The 22,317-nt window shown below is 34.0% G+C and carries 16 protein-coding genes; 9 read left to right on the forward strand and 7 right to left on the reverse strand.

What is annotated here, in order from left to right; all coding sequences use genetic code 11:
- Positions 1–33: 33 nt before the first annotated feature.
- The 8 genes from asnB (CLV00_RS08135) (at position 34) to CLV00_RS08170 (ending at position 14,833) form a co-directional block, all read left to right on the forward strand.
- Positions 34–1,710 (forward strand): asparagine synthase B, encoded by a 1,677-nt coding sequence (asnB, locus tag CLV00_RS08135; protein ID WP_099714639.1) that lies wholly within the window; start codon positions 34–36, stop codon positions 1,708–1,710.
- Positions 1,711–1,884: 174 nt separating this feature from the next.
- Positions 1,885–3,510 (forward strand): amidohydrolase, encoded by a 1,626-nt coding sequence (locus CLV00_RS08140; RefSeq protein ID WP_099714640.1) that lies wholly within the window; start codon positions 1,885–1,887, stop codon positions 3,508–3,510.
- 195 nt (positions 3,511–3,705) lie between these two features.
- Entirely contained in the window at positions 3,706–5,322 is a 1,617-nt protein-coding gene (asnB, locus tag CLV00_RS08145) for an asparagine synthase B (RefSeq protein ID WP_099714641.1), read from the forward strand.
- Positions 5,323–5,503: 181 nt separating this feature from the next.
- Positions 5,504–7,447, forward strand: coding sequence for a DNA topoisomerase (ATP-hydrolyzing) subunit B (gene gyrB, locus CLV00_RS08150; RefSeq protein ID WP_099714642.1), 1,944 nt, complete (start codon positions 5,504–5,506; stop codon positions 7,445–7,447).
- A 93-nt stretch (positions 7,448–7,540) separates the two neighbouring features.
- Positions 7,541–8,476: a malate dehydrogenase gene (gene mdh / locus CLV00_RS08155; protein WP_099714643.1), complete on the forward strand. Its 936-nt coding sequence runs from the start codon at positions 7,541–7,543 to the stop codon at positions 8,474–8,476.
- A gap of 226 nt (positions 8,477–8,702) precedes the next feature.
- Positions 8,703–11,675: a protein translocase subunit SecDF gene (gene secDF, locus CLV00_RS08160; protein ID WP_099714644.1), complete on the forward strand. Its 2,973-nt coding sequence runs from the start codon at positions 8,703–8,705 to the stop codon at positions 11,673–11,675.
- A 134-nt stretch (positions 11,676–11,809) separates the two neighbouring features.
- The gene (locus tag CLV00_RS08165; RefSeq protein ID WP_099716285.1) at positions 11,810–12,424 is read left to right on the forward strand and encodes an acyloxyacyl hydrolase; all 615 of its coding nucleotides are present in this window, start codon (positions 11,810–11,812) and stop codon (positions 12,422–12,424) included.
- Between the two features lie 141 nt (positions 12,425–12,565).
- Positions 12,566–14,833, forward strand: a complete 2,268-nt coding sequence (locus CLV00_RS08170; RefSeq protein WP_099714645.1) for a T9SS type B sorting domain-containing protein — start codon at positions 12,566–12,568, stop codon at positions 14,831–14,833.
- Between the two features lie 60 nt (positions 14,834–14,893).
- Here the strand turns inward: CLV00_RS08170 and lgt are convergent, their stop codons facing one another.
- The 6 genes from lgt to CLV00_RS08200 form a co-directional block, all read right to left on the reverse strand.
- On the reverse strand, positions 14,894–15,820 hold the full coding sequence (gene lgt / locus CLV00_RS08175; RefSeq protein ID WP_099714646.1) for a prolipoprotein diacylglyceryl transferase: 927 nt from the start codon (positions 15,818–15,820) through the stop codon (positions 14,894–14,896).
- 68 nt (positions 15,821–15,888) lie between these two features.
- Positions 15,889–16,137: a membrane protein insertion efficiency factor YidD gene (yidD, locus tag CLV00_RS08180; protein ID WP_099714647.1), complete on the reverse strand. Its 249-nt coding sequence runs from the start codon at positions 16,135–16,137 to the stop codon at positions 15,889–15,891.
- An 82-nt stretch (positions 16,138–16,219) separates the two neighbouring features.
- On the reverse strand, positions 16,220–17,698 hold the full coding sequence (cysS, locus tag CLV00_RS08185) for a cysteine--tRNA ligase (protein WP_099714648.1): 1,479 nt from the start codon (positions 17,696–17,698) through the stop codon (positions 16,220–16,222).
- 70 nt (positions 17,699–17,768) lie between these two features.
- On the reverse strand, positions 17,769–18,134 hold the full coding sequence (locus CLV00_RS08190) for a four helix bundle protein (protein WP_099714649.1): 366 nt from the start codon (positions 18,132–18,134) through the stop codon (positions 17,769–17,771).
- A gap of 106 nt (positions 18,135–18,240) precedes the next feature.
- A complete protein-coding gene (gene folE, locus CLV00_RS08195; RefSeq protein WP_099714650.1) occupies positions 18,241–18,912 on the reverse strand; it encodes a GTP cyclohydrolase I FolE in 672 nt (223 codons plus the stop codon).
- 232 nt (positions 18,913–19,144) lie between these two features.
- On the reverse strand, positions 19,145–20,350 hold the full coding sequence (locus tag CLV00_RS08200) for a pyridoxal phosphate-dependent aminotransferase (protein WP_099714651.1): 1,206 nt from the start codon (positions 20,348–20,350) through the stop codon (positions 19,145–19,147).
- 127 nt (positions 20,351–20,477) lie between these two features.
- Here CLV00_RS08200 and CLV00_RS08205 point away from each other — a divergent pair, with 127 nt between their 5' ends.
- A complete protein-coding gene (locus tag CLV00_RS08205) occupies positions 20,478–21,809 on the forward strand; it encodes a retropepsin-like aspartic protease (RefSeq protein ID WP_099714652.1) in 1,332 nt (443 codons plus the stop codon).
- Positions 21,810–21,870: 61 nt separating this feature from the next.
- Here the strand turns inward: CLV00_RS08205 and CLV00_RS08210 are convergent, their stop codons facing one another.
- A complete protein-coding gene (locus CLV00_RS08210; protein ID WP_099714653.1) occupies positions 21,871–22,257 on the reverse strand; it encodes a DUF1573 domain-containing protein in 387 nt (128 codons plus the stop codon).
- Positions 22,258–22,317 lie beyond the last annotated feature (60 nt).

Below are 22,317 nucleotides of genomic sequence, written 5' to 3' on the forward strand. Positions count from 1 at the left end.
AAAAATAAACAAAAACATTAAAAATATATAGTTATGTGCGGAATAGTATGTGCCTTTGATTTAAAACAAAAAGCGGAAGTTTTAAGACCACAAGTATTAGAAATGTCTAAAATTATCCGTCATCGTGGACCGGACTGGAGTGGAATTTTCAGTAATGAAAAAGCTATTTTGTCTCACGAGCGTTTGGCAATTGTTGATCCTGCGTCAGGGAAACAACCTTTATTTAGTGAAGACAAACAACTTGTTTTAGCTGCAAATGGTGAAATCTATAACCACCGAGAATTGCGTAAACAATTTGAGGGGAAATACAACTTTCAAACAGAAAGTGACTGTGAAGTTATTTTAGCACTTTACAAAGAAAAAGGACCTCATTTTATAGATGAAATGAACGGAATTTTTGGATTTGCCATTTATGATGTAGAAAAAGATGAGTATTTTGTTGCTCGTGATCACATGGGAATTATTCCATTATACATAGGTTGGGATGAGCACGGAACTTTTTATGTGGCTTCAGAATTGAAAGCATTAGAAGGATATTGTACTAAAATCCAATTGTTTCCTCCGGGACATTATATGTCAAGTAAAGATGGCGAATTTGTACAATGGTATAAAAGAGAATGGACAGATTACGATGCCGTAAAAGACAACGTAACCAGCATTGACGAAATTAAAGTCGCTTTAGAAGCAGCAGTTCACAGACAATTGATGAGTGATGTGCCTTATGGAGTATTACTTTCAGGAGGATTAGATTCTTCTATTACTTCGGCTGTAGCCAAAAAATATGCGCAAAAACGTATTGAATCTGGTGATGTTGCTGATGCTTGGTACCCACAATTACACTCTTTCTCAGTAGGATTAGAAGGTTCTCCAGATTTAGCGGCTGCACAAGTAGTGGCAGATCATATTGGAACTATTCACCACGAAATAAAATTCACTATTCAGGAAGGTTTAGATGCAGTTAAAGATGTGATTTACAACCTGGAAACGTATGATGTGACTACGATTAGAGCATCAACACCAATGTGGTTAATGGCGAGAGTCATCAAATCAATGGGAATTAAAATGGTATTATCGGGTGAAGGAGCAGATGAACTTTTTGGAGGATACTTGTATTTCCACAAAGCGCCAAACGCAAGAGAATTCCACGAAGAAAACGTACGTAAATTAGGTAAATTACACATGTATGACTGTTTGCGTGCCAACAAAAGTTTAGCAGCATGGGGAATTGAAGGACGTGTGCCGTTTTTAGATAAAGAATTTATGGATGTGGCGATGAGAGTTAATCCACAAGATAAAATGATCAACAAGGAACATCCTATGGAAAAATGGGTAGTTCGTAAAGCTTTTGAAGAAATGCTTCCGCCAAGTGTTGCTTGGAGACAAAAAGAACAATTTAGTGATGGTGTAGGATACGGTTGGATTGATACTTTGAAAGAGGTTGTAGCTGTTGAAATTTCGGATGAACAATTAGCAAATGCCAAATACAAGTTCCCTCTACAAACGCCAACTTCAAAAGAGGAATATTATTATCGTTCTATTTTCCATGAGCATTTTCCAAGTGATGCCGCAGCTTTGTGTGTTCCGCAAGAAGCAAGTGTGGCGTGTAGTACAAAAATTGCATTGGAATGGGATGAAGCATTCAAGAACATGAATGATCCTTCAGGAAGAGCAGTAGCTAGTGTGCATGATGATGCATATGCAAAAGCCTAAACAGTATTGAAATAAGATTTTATAAATAGATAAAAACGCTCTCCATTTCGAGAGCGTTTTTTTATGGGAACTATTTTTATGGAGAAGGTTACAATTTGAAAAAAATATAATTACGGCATTGTCTAAAATAATTAGGTGGAGTTTTTTTATATTAGCATAACTAAATTGTTTATTATGAGATTTATTACATCATTCCTTGCTTTATTTTTATTGATTTCCTGTGATCAAAAGGATAAGATTTCCGTTGATACCATTATTACAGATGCAACGATTTATTCCATCAATAATTCTTTTGAAAAGGCTTCGGCTATGGCAATTGATGAGGGAAAAATTGTAGCTATTGGTACAAATCGTGAAATTGCAAAACAATATGAATCTAAGAATACGATAGAAGCCGAAGGGAAATTTATTTATCCAGGCTTGATTGATGCGCATTGTCATTTTTACAGCTATGGATTAAGTTTACAGGAAGCTGATTTGCGCGGTACTAAAAGTATGGACGAAATAATTACTCGTTTAAAGGCTTTTCAAAAAGATAAAAATCCAACGTTTATTGTAGGTAACGGTTGGGATCAAAACGATTGGAAAGTAAAAAAATATCCTACAAAAGCAGAATTGGATACTGCCTTTCCTGATATTCCTGTAGTATTGAATAGAGTTGACGGGCATGCAATTATAGTGAATAGTAAGGCATTGAAATTGGCCGGAATTACAAAAAATACGAAAGCTGCTGGTGGTCAAATTGAAATTGTAAACGGGGAACCAACAGGAATTTTAGTTGATAATCCGATGGAATTGGTTTTTAAAATAATTCCGAAACCAACTCGTAAAATACAAATAGCCGCTTTATTGGATGCTGAAAAAGTGATGTTTGATTATGGATTGACAACTGTAAATGATGCAGGATTAGATCCGGATATTATTCATTTGATGGATAGTTTGCAAAAAGCAAAATTGATGAAGCTTAATGTTTATGCTATGATTACAGCAAATCAAAAAAATATCGACTTGTATCTAAAAAAAGGAATTTATAAAACCGATAATCTAAATGTCCGTTCTTTTAAAATGTATGGTGATGGCGCTTTGGGTTCTCGTGGCGCTTGCATGCACAAACCGTATTCTGACAAGCCAGACCAATATGGCGCTTTGTTGGCACCGGTTACAGAATTAAAAGAAGTGGCAAGGCAAATTGCGGTTTCGGATTTTCAACTCAACACACATGCCATTGGAGACTCTGCAAATACGGTGATTTTAAAAATATACAGACAAGTTTTAGAAGGTACTAAAGACCGAAGATGGAAAATTGAGCATGCCCAAGTTTTGCGTGAAGCTGATTTTGACTATTTTAAATTCGGGATTATCCCTTCGGTTCAACCTACGCATGCGACATCCGATATGTATTGGGCTGGTGATAGATTGGGGAAAGAAAGGCTGAAAAATGCGTATGCTTATAAAAAATTACTCCAAAAAGCTGGAATGGTAGCTTTAGGAACCGATTTTCCTGTAGAGGAAGTGAACCCGATGCTTACTTTTCATGCTGCAGTTGCAAGGAAAGACAGTAAGGAATACCCAAAAGGTGGTTTCCAGATGGAAAATGCTTTGACTAGAGCCGAAACTTTAAGAGGAATGACCATTTGGGCAGCTTATTCTAATTTCGAAGAAAAAGAAAAAGGAAGTCTTGAAGTGGGTAAATGGGCTGATTTTGTAATGTATGATCAGGATTTAATGAAAGTGGAAGAGCATAAAATTGTAAAAATGAAGCCAACAAGTACGTATTTAAAAGGCAAGAAAGTGAAATAAATAAGAGGATACTTTTTGAGGATTTACAATTGTAATGGAATAATTTTATTAATTGAGTATTTTAATTACACTTTAAATGTAAAATTATTTTTTTTGTTTTAAATTTAAACTAAATAGTGTGTTTGTGTTTTGTATTTGTAACTACTGTCGCATATTTGTTGAGTTAGAATTGGTAAAAAATAAAAATATAATGTTATGTGCGGAATATTAGCCATTATTGGAAGAGCAAAAGATGAACAGCTAGTTGGGGAACTTTCGAAAAGAATGTCGCATCGTGGCCCGGATGAAAGTGATTTGCATGTTACCGAAAAAGGACATATTTTGAGCCATGAACGGTTGTCTATAATCGATTTGCATTCTGGAAAACAACCGATACAAGGCACAAAAACGGCCTATATGGTTCATAATGGCGAAATATACAATCATCAGGAATTAAGAGATGGTGTTTTGAAAGAACATACTTTTAGAACTAAATCAGATTCAGAGGTTATTGTGCATTTGTACGAAGAGTTTGGATATGATTTTTGCAATATGTTGGATGGAGATTGGGCTTTTGTAGTCGTTGATGGTGATGATTTTATTGCGGGTAGAGACCCAATGGGAGTAAAGCCGTTGTATTATGGTTTGGACGAAAGAGGAAGAATCTATTTTTCATCGGAAATGAAACCTATTGCAGATCAATGTAAAACATTTTCTACTTTTCCTCCAGGACATTTTTATACTCAAAAAACGGGTTTTGTAAAATATTACAAGCCGGAATATGAAGATTATTTAAAAGCAGACCAAGAATTAGATTTAGAATTAATCAGAGAAACTTTGACCGAAGCGACTCGTAAACGACTGATGAGTGATGTGCCAATTGGGGTGTTGCTTTCTGGAGGATTGGATTCTTCCTTGACTTCGGCAATTGCTTCCAGACTCTTGGCGGAAAGCGGTAAAAAATTACATTCATTCTCGATTGGTTTAGATGCTGATGCTCCGGATGCTGCTGCTGCCAGAAAAGTAGCGGAATATTTAGGAACGGAACATCATGAAATTCACTTTACTATCGAAGAAGGAATTAAAATATTGGACAAACTAATCTGGCATTTAGAAACCTATGACGTGACTTCGGTAAGAGCAAGTACTCCAATGTATTTCTTATCTAAAGCGATTACGGATATGGGAATAAAAGTGGTGCTTTCGGGCGAAGGAGCAGATGAGATTTTTGGAGGATATTTGTATTTTAGAAATGCGCCTTCAACAGAAGATTTTCAAAAGGAAACAATCGAAAGAGTGCAGAAATTATTTACTGCCGATTTATTAAGAGCTGATAAATCAACGATGGCTCACGGATTAGAGGCTAGAGTTCCGTTTTTAGACAAAGCTTTCTTGGAGATGGCAGTTTGTATCAAAGCAGAAGAAAAGATGCCTAAAACGTACGATGGAAAGGAAAAATACATTCTGAGAAAAGCATTTGACACACCGGATAATCCATATCTTCCAGAAGAGGTTTTATGGAGACAAAAAGAACAGTTTTCAGATGGAGTAGGATACAACTGGATTGATCAATTGATTGAATACTGTTCCTCTCAAGTTACTGATGAGCAATTAGCCGGAGCTGCTACTGAATTTCCATACAATTCCCCTGCAACTAAAGAAGCGTATTTTTACAGGTCTATATTTAATAAATATTATCCGCAAGTTAGTGCGGCACAAACGGTTAGAAAATGGATTCCGAAATGGCAAGAAAATCAGGATCCAAGCGGAAGAGCCAATGCAGCGCACGTTCAGGCAGATACCGAAATTGCTAAAACAGGAGTTACGGTTTAAAATATTAAATTGATTTTGCAGGAATAGAAAACGCTCTCGATTTTGAGAGCGTTTTTTTTGGAGTTATATGAACAAATGTTAATAACTTAAGAGCTTAAAAAGGGATTTTAACGGTTATATAATTTGCGTTTTTATATATTTGCGTGTTAGACAAAAATTACATTTTTTTAGAATAAAATATATGAGCGAAGAAATCAAGAAGGACAATTATTCAGCGGATAGTATTCAGGCATTAGAGGGAATGGAGCACGTAAGAATGCGTCCATCAATGTATATTGGAGATGTAGGTGTTCGAGGACTACACCATTTAGTTTATGAGGTTGTAGATAACTCTATTGATGAGGCAATGGGAGGTCATTGTGATACCATCAGAGTCGATATAAATGAAGATGGGTCTATTTCTGTTGAAGATAATGGACGTGGTATCCCGGTTGGTATTCATAAAAAAGAAGGTGTTTCGGCATTGGAGGTTGTAATGACTAAAATTGGTGCCGGAGGTAAATTTGATAAAGATTCGTATAAAGTTTCTGGAGGACTTCACGGTGTTGGGGTTTCTGTTGTAAATGCTTTGTCCAATCATTTGAGAGCTACCGTTCACAGTAGTGATGGAAAAGTATACGAACAAGAATACGAAAAAGGAAAAGCGTTGTATCCGGTTAAACAAATTGGGGAAACGTCTAAAAGAGGGACAATCGTAACTTTTTACCCTGATCCAAGTATTTTTACCCAAACGATAGAGTATTCGTATGATACTTTGTCAGCTCGTATGCGTGAATTGTCTTTTTTGAATAAAGGAATTACAATTACTTTTACAGATAAAAGAGAATTAGATAAAGACGGAAATTTTGTTTCTGAAATTTTTCATTCTGATGAAGGTTTAAAAGAATACATCCGTTATTTAGATGGAAATCGTGAGCCAATTATTGCACACGTTATTTCTATGGACCATGAAAAAGGAGAGATTCCGGTTGAAGTTGCGTTAATTTATAACACAAGTTACACTGAGAATATTTTCTCTTATGTGAATAATATCAACACACATGAAGGAGGAACGCACTTGCAAGGTTTCAGAACTGGTTTGACCAGATCATTAAAGAAATATGCAGATGCTTCTGGAATGTTAGATAAGTTGAAGTTTGATATTTCTGGTGATGACTTCCGTGAAGGATTGACGGCTATTATTTCGGTAAAAGTTGCTGAACCACAATTTGAAGGGCAAACTAAAACAAAACTGGGGAACAGAGAAGTTGTTTCTCCGGTGAGTCAGGCAGTGAGTGAAATGATTGAGAATTATTTGGAAGAAAATCCAAATGATGCCCGTATCATCGTTCAAAAAGTAATTCTTGCAGCACAAGCACGTCACGCAGCCAAAAAAGCGCGTGAAATGGTACAACGCAAAACCGTAATGGGTGGCGGTGGATTGCCAGGAAAACTTTCTGATTGTTCGGAACAAGATCCTGCAAAATGTGAAGTATACCTTGTCGAGGGAGATTCGGCAGGTGGAACGGCTAAACAAGGTCGTGATCGTGCGTTTCAAGCTATTTTGCCATTACGTGGTAAGATTTTGAACGTAGAAAAAGCAATGCATCACAAAGTTTTTGAAAACGAAGAGATTCGAAATATATTTACTGCTCTTGGTGTTACAATTGGAACTGCCGAAGATAGTAAAGCGTTGAATATTGAAAAATTACGTTACCATAAAGTAATTATTATGTGTGATGCCGATGTGGATGGTAGCCACATTTCTACTTTAATCTTGACATTCTTCTTTAGATTCATGAAAGAATTAATCGAAGAAGGTCACGTATATATTGCAGCACCACCTTTATATTTAGTTAAAAAGGGGAACAAGAAAGAATACGCTTGGAATGACGTACAACGTGATCAAGCGAATGAAAGAATGGGTGGAAGCGCAGGAATTCAACGTTATAAAGGTCTTGGGGAGATGAACGCGGAGCAATTGTGGGAAACTACAATGGATCCAAGTTTCAGAACTTTACGTCAGGTAACTATTGACAGTTTGGCGGAAGCCGATAGAGTTTTCTCTATGTTGATGGGTGATGAGGTACCACCAAGAAGAGAATTTATTGAGAAGAATGCAGTTTATGCTAATATTGATGCATAACGTAGTTTAATCGTTTGCTTTTTGTTTGAATAAATTACGATTAACACCATAGAGATTAACCAAATTAACTAATAACCGAATAAACTTTAAAATATGAAAGTTACCATTGTAGGAGCAGGAAATGTAGGTGCGACCTGTGCAGATGTAATTTCTTATAGAGGAATTGCCAGCGAAGTAGTGTTGTTAGATATCAGAGAAGGTTTTGCTGAAGGTAAAGCTTTAGATATTATGCAGTGTGCTACTAATACGGGTTTTAATACCAAAGTATCAGGCGTTACTAATGATTATTCTAAAACCGCTGGAAGTGATGTAGTTGTGATTACATCAGGAATTCCAAGAAAACCAGGGATGACTCGTGAAGAATTAATAGGTATTAATGCAGGAATCGTGAAAACGGTTGCTGAAAACGTATTGAAACATTCACCGGATACTATAATAGTTGTAGTTTCTAATCCTATGGATACCATGACTTATTTGGCATTGAAATCTACTGGATTGCCAAAAAATAGAATAATAGGTATGGGAGGAGCATTAGACAGCTCTCGTTTCAGAACGTATTTGTCTTTAGCTTTAGATAAACCTGCAAATGATATTTCAGCAATGGTTATTGGTGGGCATGGTGATACTACTATGATTCCTTTGACAAGATTGGCTTCTTATAATGGAATTCCGGTTTCTCAATTTTTATCAGAAGAACAATTACAAAAAGTAGCTGCAGATACAATGGTAGGTGGAGCTACACTTACGGGTCTTTTAGGAACATCAGCTTGGTATGCTCCGGGTGCTTCAGTTGCTTTCTTAGTTGACAGTATTTTGAATGACCAAAAGAAAATGATCGCTTGTTCCGTTTTTGTTGAAGGAGAATACGGTCAAGATGATATCTGTATAGGTGTTCCTTGTATTATTGGTAAAAATGGAGTGGAAGAAATTCTTGATATTAAGCTCAATGAACAAGAAAAAGCCTTATTTGCTAAAAGTGCTGATGCCGTTAGACAAATGAATGATGCCTTAAAATCGATTTTAGCATAAAAAAATACATATATAATAAGGAAGACTGCTAATATGCAGTCTTTTTCTTGAGATTAATTAATAAATAAATTGGTTAATCTTAACGTTAATTATATATTTGCTCGGTTTAAAAAAATGATGTAGTTCGAGATATTCTTTTTTGAATTTAAAAAATCGATGTCAAGTCTTATTCTATAAGGTTTAAAGCAAAAATAAATAAATAAAAAATAATTAATTTTTAGTAATAATGCAGAATAAAGGACTTATTAAATTTTTCGCAATTCTATTTGCATTGGTAAGTATTTACCAACTTTCTTTCACTTTTGTCGCGAGCAAAGTAAAAAGTGATGCAAAATCTTTTGCAGGTGGAAATCCTGAAAAAGAAGTAAAATATTTAGATTCTATTGGTAAAGAAAAAGTATTTAATCTTGGTTTTACCGATTTTACGTTCAATGAAGTTAGTGACAAACAAATCAATAAAGGTCTTGACTTAGAAGGTGGTATCAATGTTATACTTCAAATATCAGTAAAAGATATTTTAAAAGGATTATCGAATAATTCTAAAAACCCAATTTTCAATAAGTCTTTGGCTGATGCTACTGCAAATCAAAAAGGAAATCAATCGTATCTAGATGCTTTTTATGATGCTTTTGATGAAAATTCAAAAGGAACTGTAAAATTAGCATCTCCTGATATTTTCGCAAACAGAAGTTTGCAAGGTGAAGGTGGAGTTGATTTTCAAATGACAGATGCACAAGTAAAAAAGGTTATCTCCAGAAAAGTAGATGAGTCTGTAGAAAGTGCTTTTGGTGTTTTAAGAAAACGTATCGATAAATTTGGTGTAACACAACCTAATATTCAAAAATTAGGAGAATCTGGAAGAATCCTTGTAGAACTTCCTGGTGCAAAAGATGTAGACAGAATTAAAAAATTATTACAAAGTACAGCTCAATTAGAGTTTTGGGAAACGTATAAAATTGAAGAAATTGGTAATTTCTTAATGGCTGCTAATGAGTCATTGAAAAAAACTGAAATTAAAACTACTGAAGTAAAACCAGTTGTAAAAGATTCTTTAAGTGCATTACTTACAGATGAAAAAGATTCAACTGCTACTAAAAAAGGAGAAAATCCTTTATTTGATAAAATAATTGGTCAAGGTGGAGGTCCAGTTTTAGGGCTTTTCTCTCCAAAAGATACTGCCGTAGTAAACGGATATTTGAAAAGAGCAGATATAAGAGTTTTATTAGCAGGTGACCAACGTTATGCAAAATTTGTTTGGGGTAAACCAATGACTATTAAAGATGCTAAAGCAAAAAGTGTTGATGCTGTAGAATTATACGCTTTAAAAGGGAACAGAGACAATGTTCCTTCTATGAGTGGTGGTGTTGTTACTGATGCAAAAGATACATTTGACCAAATGGGTAAACCAGCGGTTTCAATGCAAATGAATGGTCAAGGAGCAAAATCTTGGGAAGAATTAACAGGTAGAGCATATACTCAAAAAAGCAATATTGCTATTGTTTTGGATGATGTGGTTTATTCTGCACCGGGAGTATCTACAGGTCCAATTTCTGGTGGTAGATCTGAAATTTCAGGAGCTTTTGATGTTACAGAAACTAAAGATTTAGCGAATGTTTTAAGAGCAGGTAAACTTCCTGCTGCTGCAGATATTGTTCAATCAGAAGTGGTAGGACCATCCCTAGGGCAAGAAGCTATTGATAATGGTACTAATTCTGCTTTGATAGGATTGCTTTTAGTATCACTTTGGATGATGATATATTATGGTAAAGCAGGTTGGTATGCTAATGTAGCGTTAGCGGTTAACTTACTTTTCTTATTCGGAATTTTAGCAAGTATTGGGGCAGTTCTTACATTGCCAGGTATTGCAGGTATCGTTTTAACAATGGGAACAGCAGTTGATGCGAATATCATTATTTACGAAAGAGCAAAAGAAGAATTACGTTCAGGTAAAACATTAGAGGAAGCCATTAAAACTTCTTACAGTTGGAGAGGTGCAATGTCATCAATTACTGATGCTAACGTAACGCATATTTTAACAGGAGCGGTATTGTTTATTTTTGGTTCAGGACCAATTAAAGGTTTTGCTACTACATTATTGATTGGTATTGTAACTTCATTATTTACCTCTATTTTCATTGCAAGAATCTTCATTGATTGGAACATAAGTAGAAAGAATAATTTGACGTTTGTTACAAACTTCTCTAAGAATATGTTTAATAACTTTCACTTTGATTTCTTAGGAGTAAAAAAATGGACGTATTTGTTCTCTAGTGTTGTAGTTGTTATAAGTATTATTTCATTGGCAACAAATGGTTTAGATCAAGGGGTTGATTTTGTAGGAGGAAGAACATTCCAAGTGCGTTTTGAAAAACCAATTGAAACTGAAGCTGTAAAAGCGGAGTTAGCTAAAGTTTTTGATGGTAGCGCTGAAGTAAAAGTTTTTGGTAGTGATAATCAATTAAAAATCACAACAAAATATAAAGTTCAGGAGCCAGGAATTAAAGCTGATGAAGAAGTGAATAAATTGTTGTTTGCTACTTTAAAACAACATTTTTCAGCAGATATGACGTATGAGAAATTTGTAAATGCTTATGATGGTAAAAAATCAGGTATTTTACTAGCATCTAAAGTTGGTCCAACAGTAGCAGAAGACATTAAAACAAACGCATACTGGGCAGTACTTGGAGCAATGGCTATCGTATTTTTATACTTAATGATCAGTTACAGAAAATGGCAATATAGTTTAGGTGCAATTGCAGCTATTGCGCATGATGTTGTTTTTGTATTAGGGATTTACTCTTTGTGTTATAAATTTATGCCTTTTGGTATGGAAATCGATCAGCACTTTATCGCTGCGATTCTAACGGTTATTGGGTATTCTATGAATGATACTGTTATTGTATTTGATAGAGTTAGAGAGTATTTAGCAGGTAAAACTAAAGGTACTTTTGCTGAGATTGTAAATCAATCTATTAATACAACAATGTCTAGAACAATCAATACTTCATTAACAATGATTGTGGTTTTATTAATCATGTTTGTTTTTGGAGGGGAATCTATCAGAGGATTTATATTCGCTATGTTAGTGGGTATTATCGTAGGAACATATTCTTCATTGTTTATTGCTACTCCGGTACTTGTGGATACAATATCTAAAGAGGATAAAAGCAAGGTAGAAAAAGCACATCAAGAAAGCTAAATGAGCTTTTTATATAAATTTTTAAAAGAGATTCAGCGAAAGTTGAATCTCTTTTTTTTGATTCATAATGGCAATTTTAAGTTTTTATTTGTAATTTAATGGTAAAGAAATATATTGGCTATAAACTAAATTTCATGTGTAAAAAAATAATTTTTATTTTAATTATAGTCTTTAGTTATCAAACATTTTATGCTCAAGATACATTGAGTAAAGTAAAGTTAGGTTTTGGTTATGGTTTTGGAACTGAATTAAAAAATAGCGATTATACGTATACAAACAGTTACTATAAACTACAAGTATACTATACCGTAAAACAAACAAAACATTTTCAATATGAAATCTTGTTGCAACCAGAACTAAACTTTGCGAAACATCAACTATTGAATTTATATTTTGTTAAGCCTGATGACCCCAATTATATTGAAAAAAGAGAAAGATATACCAAGTTAAAAGATATAAAAGAATATGTTTTAAATATTGGTTTTTTGATGCGTAAACCAGTTTTTAAAACAGCTAGTATTTATATTCTTGGTAGTGTTGGACCTATGTTTACTGACACAGAGACAGAGCGATTGTCAAAAGGTTTTGCTTTTTCAGATGTACTAGCTTTAGGTTTTACTTTTAAAATAAATAAAATAACAGTTGACATAAGACCGAATTTTCGTCATGTGTCCAATGCTGGATTGCAAGGTTCAAATTCAGGTTATAATACTAAAAATATTGATTTTGCTTTTTCATTTCCTTTATAGAATTACTTCTGAATTTTCTATGTTATGTATAATCTATTAATATCTATGAACTTATAGATTATGAAAGTATAAAATTTATATATTTACTAAATATTTGTTAAAGCTCGCTGTTTTTTTGATGAAATTAAAATCTAACTAATAATGGAAAAATTTATTAAGTCTTTCGTTTTTATTTTTTTAATTACAATTTTGTCTAATTCAATTCTTCATGCTAAAAATAGCAGCATTGGTCTTGAAAACAAGAGCCTTGGATTAGTTAAGAGTGGCTCGATTTTTACTTTAAAAACAAGTTCTAATTCTAAGGATGCTTTACTATTTCTTATATCTAGAAATGAAAATTCAGATATTTTAGCTTCGCCACCAACAGTTACTACTCCTGTTTATTATTGTCAAAATGCTGTAGCAACTGCATTGACGGCCACAGCATCTTCCGGAGGAACATTAAATTGGTATGGTACAAACGCAACTGGGGGAACGGCATCAGCTACCGCGCCAATTCCTTCAACAGCTACCGTAGGAACTACTTCTTATTATGTTAGTGAAACTGTAGGAGGTGTTGAAAGTACTCGTTCAAAAATTGATGTTATAGTAGTTGCTAATAATGGCGCCACTATTCTTAATTTCAGATGTGACGCTTCGCAGATTTTACCAGCTGATAGAGCTTCTTCCGTATTTTTTGATTGGTCAAATAATCCTCTGATTTCTAATTCGTATAATTACACCTATACAATTCAAGGTGGTTCTCCTGTAAACGGAAGTACAGGTGTTTCTCATTTTCAAGTCTTTAATATGTTACCAGGGCAATCAGCAACATTAACATTGTCTTCAGCTACACATCCTTGTGTGCCTCCACAAACTATCACTTGTAGTGTACCTTGCGGAACTTCAACAGTAACTCCTAATTTTCCTGCTATTGCTCCTTTTTGCACTGGAACTCCAGCACCGTTACTAGGTCCTACATCTCCAAATGGAATCACAGGAACTTGGTTGCCAGCAATAATAAGTAATACGACTAGCGGAAGTTATGTATTTACTCCAAATTCAACTTTGTTTCCATGTGCTACCACACAAACTTTGAATGTAATCGTTACCCCATTGGTAACACCAACTTTTACGGGTATTCCAACTACAGTTTGCCAAAATGCGACTGCACCAATCTTGCCAACAACTTCAAATAATACACCGGCTATTTCAGGTTCTTGGAGTCCAGCTACAGTTAATACGGCAGTTTTAGGTCCAGTTACTTATACTTTTACACCTAATACAGGACAATGTACTTCAGTAACACCTACAAGAGTCACAATAGATATTGTACCGGTTGTTACGCCAAATTTTGCAAGTATTCCACCGTTTTGTTCTGGAACTACCGCACCACTTTTGGCAAATACATCTCCAAATGGTATTGTTGGTACATGGGCTCCATCAACGATTAGTAATACTGTTAGCAGGAACTATGTTTTTACACCAAATCCAAATCAATGTGCGACTACACAAACATTAAGTGTGACGATTATACCAAAAGGAACACCTAATTTTCCCGCAATAGCCCCATTTTGTTCAGGGTCTACTGCGCCAATATTAGCAACAACTTCTCCTAATGGAATCACAGGAACTTGGTCGCCATCAACAGTTAGTAATACAACTAGCGGAAGTTATGTTTTTACGCCAAATGCATCTGAATGTGCCAATAGCCAAACATTAGCAGTTACTGTTACTCCTCTTGTTCAGCCTAATTTTTCTAATTTGTCAATCTGTATGGGAGGTATACCGCCTATTTTGAATACTACTTCTCCAAATGGAATTTCAGGAACTTGGTCACCCGCAATTGTTAACAATATGGCAAGTGGTGCTTATGTTTTTTCTCCAAATTCAAATCAATGTGCCACTTCACAAACAATTAATGTTACTGTGACTCCCTCAAATACCCTTTTAGATGTAGATTGGACAGTTTCTGAGGCTTTTGCGAAAAATCAAATAGTGACAGTTATCGCTACAGGAACTGGCGATTATTTGTATCAATTAGATGATGGACCATTTCAGGAAAGCCCCGTTTTTGAATATGTTTCTTTAGGAACTCATTCCGTTACTGTTATAGACAAAAATGGCTGTAGTCCGCCAATAACTAGAACTAATGTTTTAGTAATCAATTATCCTAAGTTTTTCACACCAAATGCTGATGGGTATAATGATACTTGGAATGTTTTTGCTTTGCAAGACCAATTAAATTCAAAAATTCTAATATTTGATCGTCATGGTAAATTTTTAAAAGAAATTTTTCCAAATGGCACGGGATGGGATGGAACGTACATTGGACAGCCAATGCCAGCGAATGATTATTGGTTCAGTATTGAGTACACTGAACAAGATATTCCTAAGAAATTCAAATCCCATTTTTCATTAAAAAGATAATAAAACAAAAAAGCTCCCATTGCGACGGGAGCTTTTTCGTTTTGTTAAGTAAATATGATGTTATACTTTAAGAGGTTTTTCAGCAGTAAAAATAAAATACAGTCCTATAAGTATAAAAGGAATACTTAGCCATTGTCCTGTAGAGAATAATCCCAAAGCGCTTTCGAATCCACCTTGGCTTTCCTTAACGGATTCCACTACAAAACGAACAGAAAATAAAAGGACTAGAAACATACCAAATAGGTATCCTGTTTTATTTCTTTTTTCGGTTTTCCAATACAAGAAAAATAAAATAGCAAAAACAAAAACGTAACAAAATGCTTCGTACAATTGCGTAGGATGTCTTACTGGAACCTGCTCCAGTAATGATGCAAATTTTGGATCGGTTGCTATTGCTGTATAGGCATCTTTAGGATTGGCTATTTGAGTAGCATTGACCGCATCCATCGGACTGAAATGATCTTTGATGAATTTTATTCCAAATGGCGATGTGGTTTCATGACCTATAATTTCTGAATTGAAAAAATTTCCTAATCTCACAAAAATGGCTCCACTGGCAACCGGAATTACCACTCGGTCTAAAATCCACATTTGTGGTTTTTTAAGCACATTTTTGCTGTAAAAATACATCGCAATTATGATAGAAATGGCAGCGCCATGACTTGCTAAACCTTGGTAACCGGTAAATTCAAAATTTGGAGAAAAACGGAAAGGTAAAATGATTTCCAATAAATGATTGCGGTAATACTCCCAATCATAAAAGAAAACGTGTCCTAAACGTGCGCCAATCAAAGTGGCAAGTACAGTCCAGATAAACAATGAATCTAATTTTTCTATAGATTCTCCTTCACGTTCAAATATATGTTTCATTATGTACCAGCCTAAACCAAAAGCAATTACAAACATTAAGCTGTAATATCGAATGATAAAAAAGCCTAAATCGATCCCTTCTGATGGATTCCAAACGATGTTTAAAGCGTGTGTCATTTAGTGTTAAATTTGTTTATTAGTCGTAAAAATAAAGATTTAAAGTAAAATTTCGTATTTAAAAAAAGTTAATGTTTATGATGACATGCTTTTTTGGGAACAGGGTCATAACCTGTTTTGCCCCAAGGATGGCAACTCAAAATACGTTTCATTCCTAAAAATCCACCATAAAATAAGCCATGGGTTTGTAATGCTTCAATCATATAGGAAGAGCAGGTAGGCTCAAATCTACAAGCTGCTGGAGTAAAAGGGGAAATGGCAACTTGATAAAATCGAACCAATAGCAAAAATGGGTAAACAACTATTTTTGACAACATGACTTTAGTATTAGAATTTAAAACTTCACTTTTGTTAATCAAAATTATTTTACGGTATTAGTCTGCGACTTGATATAGAAAACTAAATGCTAAAAGTAGTTCCTTCTTTTCCGTCTTTCAACTGGATTCCCAATGCAATCAATTGATCTCTAATTTGGTCTGATAAAGCAAAATTCTTATTGTCACGAGCTTGTTTTCTCATTTCAATAAGCATGTTTACCGTTCCTTCTAATTTGTCATTACTGCTATCCGAAACTTTTTCATCTTCCAGTCCCAGGACTTCAAAAACAAAACTGTTCATTGCTTTTTCGAAAGATTTTAAATCCTCGTTATTCAACGTTTCTTTTCCATCTTTCAACAAATTGATAAAACGAACGCCTTCAAATAACTGCGCAATTAAAATTGGCGTATTAAAATCGTCATTTATGGCATCATAACACAATTGTTTCCAAGCTGGAATATCAATCGTACTTTTTGTGTCAGCAGTGATATCTTTTAACGAATTCATGGCTTCCATCAATCGTTTGTATCCTTTTTCGGCAGCGACAATGGCATCATCAGAAAAATCAAGAATACTTCTGTAATGCGCTTGTAACATAAAAAATCGTGCTACCGATGCTGAAAAGGCTTTGCTTAGAATAGTATTTTCTCCGGTTAATATTTCTCTTGGTAAAATATTATTACCAGTAGATTTGGCCATTTTTTTACCGTTTAACGTAAGCATATTGGCGTGCATCCAGTAATTGACTGGAGTTTGTCCAGTACATGCTTCATTTTGAGCAATTTCACATTCATGATGCGGGAATTTCAAATCCATTCCACCTCCGTGAATGTCAAAATGATTACCTAAATATTTTGTGCTCATTGCAGTACATTCAAGATGCCAACCCGGAAATCCATCGCTCCATGGCGAAGGCCATCTCATGATATGTTGTGGCTCGGCTTTTTTCCAAAGCGCAAAATCCTGTGAATTTCTTTTGTCACTTTGACCATCTAGATCACGGGTATTAGCCAGCATATCCTCAATATTTCTACCACTTAATCTTCCGTAATGATTGGTTTCATTGAATTTCACTACATCAAAATAAACCGACCCATTGGCTTCGTAACCAATTCCTTTGTCGATTATGGTTTTAATAATTTCAATTTGCTCAATAATATGACCTGTAGCTGTTGGCTCAATACTTGGCGGTAAAAAATTAAATTCATTCAAAATATCATGAAAATCTACCGTATAGCGTTGCACCACTTCCATAGGTTCCAGTTGCTCTAAACGGGCTTTTTTTGCAATTTTATCTTCACCTTCATCCACATCATCCACAATGTGACCCACATCCGTAATGTTTCGAACGTAGCGCACTTTGTAATCCAAATGCAAAAAATACCTGAAAATCACGTCAAAAGACATGAATGTTCGCACATTTCCAAGATGCACATTACTGTAAACCGTAGGTCCACAAACGTACATTCCTACATTTCCTTCATGTATTGGTGTGAAAATTTCTTTTTCTCCCGAAAGAGAATTGTATATTTTTAGAGTTTGGCTACTATATAATGGCATAAGAGGTTAATCGTTTAATCGGTTATTTGTTTATTTGGTTAACTGTTTATTTGTTGAACAGTTATCCGATTCAATCATTAGATAAGTAATATTTTTTTAAGCTATTAATTTGATTGCAAATTTTTTCTAACTTTTCCCTAGTCGATAAATATTCTTCGTTTGAAATGAAATTCAAATCATAGGATATAATTAAATGACTTAATGTTTCCATTGCAGATGAATAAGACATTGTTAAAAAATGAGCTTTGTCTTTATTAGTGTTTCTGGAAGTTCCTTCAGCAATGTTTGTCGCTATAGAGGAAGCACTTCTCTTTAATTGAGATGTCATTCCATATATTTCGTTTGTAGGATAGTTATTTGTTAATTTATAAATGTCCAAAATGAAAAGCCTTGAATTTTGCCAAACTTCCAGTTTCTCAAATGAAAAAATATACATAGCAAAGTGGTTTATTTAATAATTTATTGTTGTTTGAATGGTTTACATATTTTCGATTGAACGATTCATCGAATAAACGATTAACCAAATCAACGATTAACCAAATTTAGAACTTTGTTTCTAATTTAATATAATCCAAAAACTCTCTGCGAGTTACATTGTCTTTAAATTTTCCACCAAATTCTGATGTCACAGTGCTACTCTCGATATCACTGATTCCTCTTGAATTAACGCAAAGGTGTTTCGCATCAATCACACAAGCGACATCTTCAGTACCCAAAGCGATTTGTAATTCCTGAACAATTTGCATAGTCAAACGCTCTTGAACCTGAGGTCTTTTGGCATAATATTCTACAATACGATTCATTTTGGATAAACCAATTACGCTTCCATTAGAAATGTAAGCCACATGAGCTCTTCCTATGATTGGTAATAAATGATGCTCGCAAGTTGAGTAAACGATAATGTTTTTTTCAACCAACATTTCGCCATATTTGTAATTATTGTCAAATGTAGATGCTTTTGGTTTTTTTGCAGGATTTAAACCTCCAAAAATTTCTTTTACAAACATTTTTGCAACACGATTGGGCGTGCCTTTTAAACTATCGTCAGTCAAGTCCATTCCAAGTGTCAGTAGAATGCTCTCAACGTCTTTTTTTATTTTTTCAATTTTTTCATCATCAGTAATATCAAAAGCATCATCTCTTACTGGATTTTTTGCGGATAAACTAACATGATTATCTCCTATTTCGTCTTGAAATTCTTCGTTTTTTATCATTAAAAGCAACTATTATTGTGGGTGTAAATATTTAAGCCGTAAAGATAAATAATAAAAATTAAAGAATTTCTAAAGCTCATACTATTTAATGATGACTTTATAGGCTATAAAGTCAATGACTTCTTTCTATTGGTTATAAAAAGCAAAAGGCAATAACTCAATAGTTACTGCCTTTTGATGTAATAGGAATGTTTTATAGCGTGAGTTTAGCACTAAAAAAGCAAAGCTTATATTAGCTTTTTGATTGAGTTGCATTATAAACTGGAATCGCTGCTTTCAAAATTGATACAGCACTAATTAAATCTTCTTTCTTTAGCACATAAGCTATTCGAACCTGATTCAATCCCATTCCTGGAGTCGAATAAAACCCTGCAGCTGGAGCTACCATAACGGTTTCACCATTCAAATCATAGGTTTCTAAAAGCCATTGTGCAAAATCATCAGCATTATCAACTGGAAGTTGTGCAATGCAATAAAAAGCACCTTTTGGTTTAGACACTATAACACCTTCAATTTTATTCAACTCATTTATTAAAGTGTCTCTACGCTCTCTATATTCTGAAATTACTTCATCAAAATAACTTTTTGGAGTATCAAGGGCAGCTTCACTTGCAATTTGTTCAATAGTAGGAGGGCTTAATCTTGCTTGTGCAAATTTCATAGCGGTCGCCATGACTTCTTTATTTTTAGAAACAATACATCCTATTCTTGCACCGCACATACTATATCTCTTAGAAACCGAATCAATCATAATAGCGTGTTCCTCAAGTCCGGTAACATTCATTACTGAATAATGGATGTCACCATCATAGGTAAACTCACGATATACTTCGTCAGAAATCAAGAATAAATCATGTTTTTTGACCAAAGCTGCCAATTTCATAATTTCTTCTTTCGAATATAAATATCCCGTTGGGTTTCCTGGGTTACAAATCAGGATGGCTTTAGTTTTTGGAGTAATCAGTTTTTCAAAATCTTCTATAGCCGGTAAAGCAAAACCTGTTTCAATAGTCGAAATTACTGGAACAACAGTAACGCCTGAAGCTGTTGAAAATCCATTGTAATTAGCATAAAATGGTTCTGGGATAATGATTTCATCTCCTTGATCCATAGTGCTTCCCATAGCAAACATAAGTGCTTCTGATCCACCAGTAGTGATAATAATATCTTCAATATTTACCGAAATGCCTTGATTGATATAATAGGCAGATAATTTTTTTCTGTAGCTTTCATTTCCAGCAGAATGGCTGTATTCCAGAATAGTTAAATCAATATTTTTAACGGCGTTCATGGCAACTTCAGGAGTTTTGATATCTGGTTGGCCAATGTTTAAATGGTATACTTTATGTCCTTTTTTCTTCGCTATTTCTGAGTATGGAACTAATTTTCGTATTGGCGATTCAGGCATTTGTTTGCCTTTGTTTGATATTTTTGGCATAGTCTTGATTATTGAATTGCAAATTTGCAATTTTTTTTTCGAATTTATTATAATCAATATGCGTATATATTGTTAAATCTGCATTTTTGATATGATTTATTTAGTATTTTTATGTAAAAGATTAATAATGAAAAAAAGAATAGTAATAATTCTCATTTACCTGTTTGCTTGCCCTGTTTTTGCACAACAAGGATTTCAGTTTAAAAAAGACATGAATAAAATTAGTGTCCCTTTTAAATTGATTAATAATTTAGTCTTTGTACCTATAAAAGTAAATGGAGTAGAATTGAATTTTTTATTGGATACCGGTGTTTCCGAAACGATATTATTTAGTTTAGAAGATAAAAAAGAAGTTCGTTTTTTCAATGCCGAGAAAATATTGCTGAAAGGATTAGGAAGCCAAGAGGCTGTTGAAGGATTGAAATCCACTAATAATGTCTTAGAGTTTAATGATATGAAGTATAGTAATCATATGCTCTATATTATTTTGGACCCTGAATTTAATTTATCGTCACATGTAGGGATTCCGGTCAATGGAATTATTGGGTATCATTTTTTTCAAAATAATTTAATAGAAGTCAATTACAGGAAAAAGAGAGTTATAGTTTATAAGGACAATGATAAAAACAGAAAAAAAATTGAAAAAAGTTACAAAACAATTCCTATCACTGTTGAAAAATCCAAGCCCTATTTAAAAAGCACAATAATTCAGGATAATAAAGAAATTCCTGTAAAGTTATTGATAGATATAGGGAACAGCGATGCAATATGGTTGTTTCAAGATCGTTCAGAATTGATTAAAGTTCCTGCAAAAAATTTCGAAGACTTTTTAGGAAGAGGTTTTAGTGGTGATGTAAAAGGTAAAAGAGCCATAATTAAAAAATTTGAGATGGGTGATTTTGAATTTAATAATCCTGTGGTTGCCTTTCCAGATTCGGTATCAATTAGGAATGTAAATATGGTGCCAGATCGAAAAGGCTCAGTTGGAGGAGAAATTATGAAGCGGTTTACAGTTGTTTTTGATTACCAAAACAGCCAAATGTATTTAAAAAAGAATAGTGATTACAGTGCACCTTTCAGCTACAATAAAAGTGGAGTTGAGATTCAACAAAATGGTTTACAGTGGGTTCAGGAAACTGTGCGAATGGAAACGGTTCCTTTGTCTACAAAATATAATGAGTCCGGTGGTGTTAGAGTATTTATGGATGACTTTAAATATAAATTCCAATTAAAACCTATTTATGAGATTGCCTATGTGAGGCAAAATTCTCCGGCAGCTAACGCAGGATTACAAAAAGGAGATGTAATCATTTTAATTAATAATAATCCCATTCATAAACTTTCATTGCAAGAAATCAATGCTCTTTTTAAGGAAGAAGAAGAAAAATGGATTACTTTAGAAGTGGAACGTAAAAGTGAAATCTTAAAATTCAGGTTTCAATTGTATAATATTTTATAGACAAAAAACGCTTTTGGAAATAATATCCAAAAGCGTTTTTAATTTATTTTTGATTCTGAAATTAATTAGAAATAACTTCACCTTTAATTTTCAGAGCAACTCTTCCACCTTCATAGTTTACTGCATTTGACTCAACAGTTATCGTTTTTCTGATTGGTCCTGGAGCCATGTTATATTTCACAGTTATTTTTCCTGTTTTCCCTGGCATGATTGGTTCATCTGGTTTTGTAGGAACCGTGCAGCCACAAGTAGACAGTACATTAGTGATAATTAATGGAGCATTACCTGTATTTGTAAAGATAAAATCACGAGAGCCATTTTCATTCTTAGTAACCTTTCCATAATCAATTGTATTGTCTTTGGCTGCAAATTCAATTTTTGGGCCATTCTGAGCAAAACCGATACTGCTGATTAATGCGAATGCGAATAAAGCTATTGTTTTTTTCATTTTCTTATATTTAAATTCATTTAGTAAATTTACTTTCTTTTAATTAACGTACAAATTTTT

The sequence above is a fragment of the Flavobacterium sp. 11 genome, assembly GCF_002754315.1.
GTDB classification, from domain to species: domain Bacteria; phylum Bacteroidota; class Bacteroidia; order Flavobacteriales; family Flavobacteriaceae; genus Flavobacterium; species Flavobacterium algoritolerans.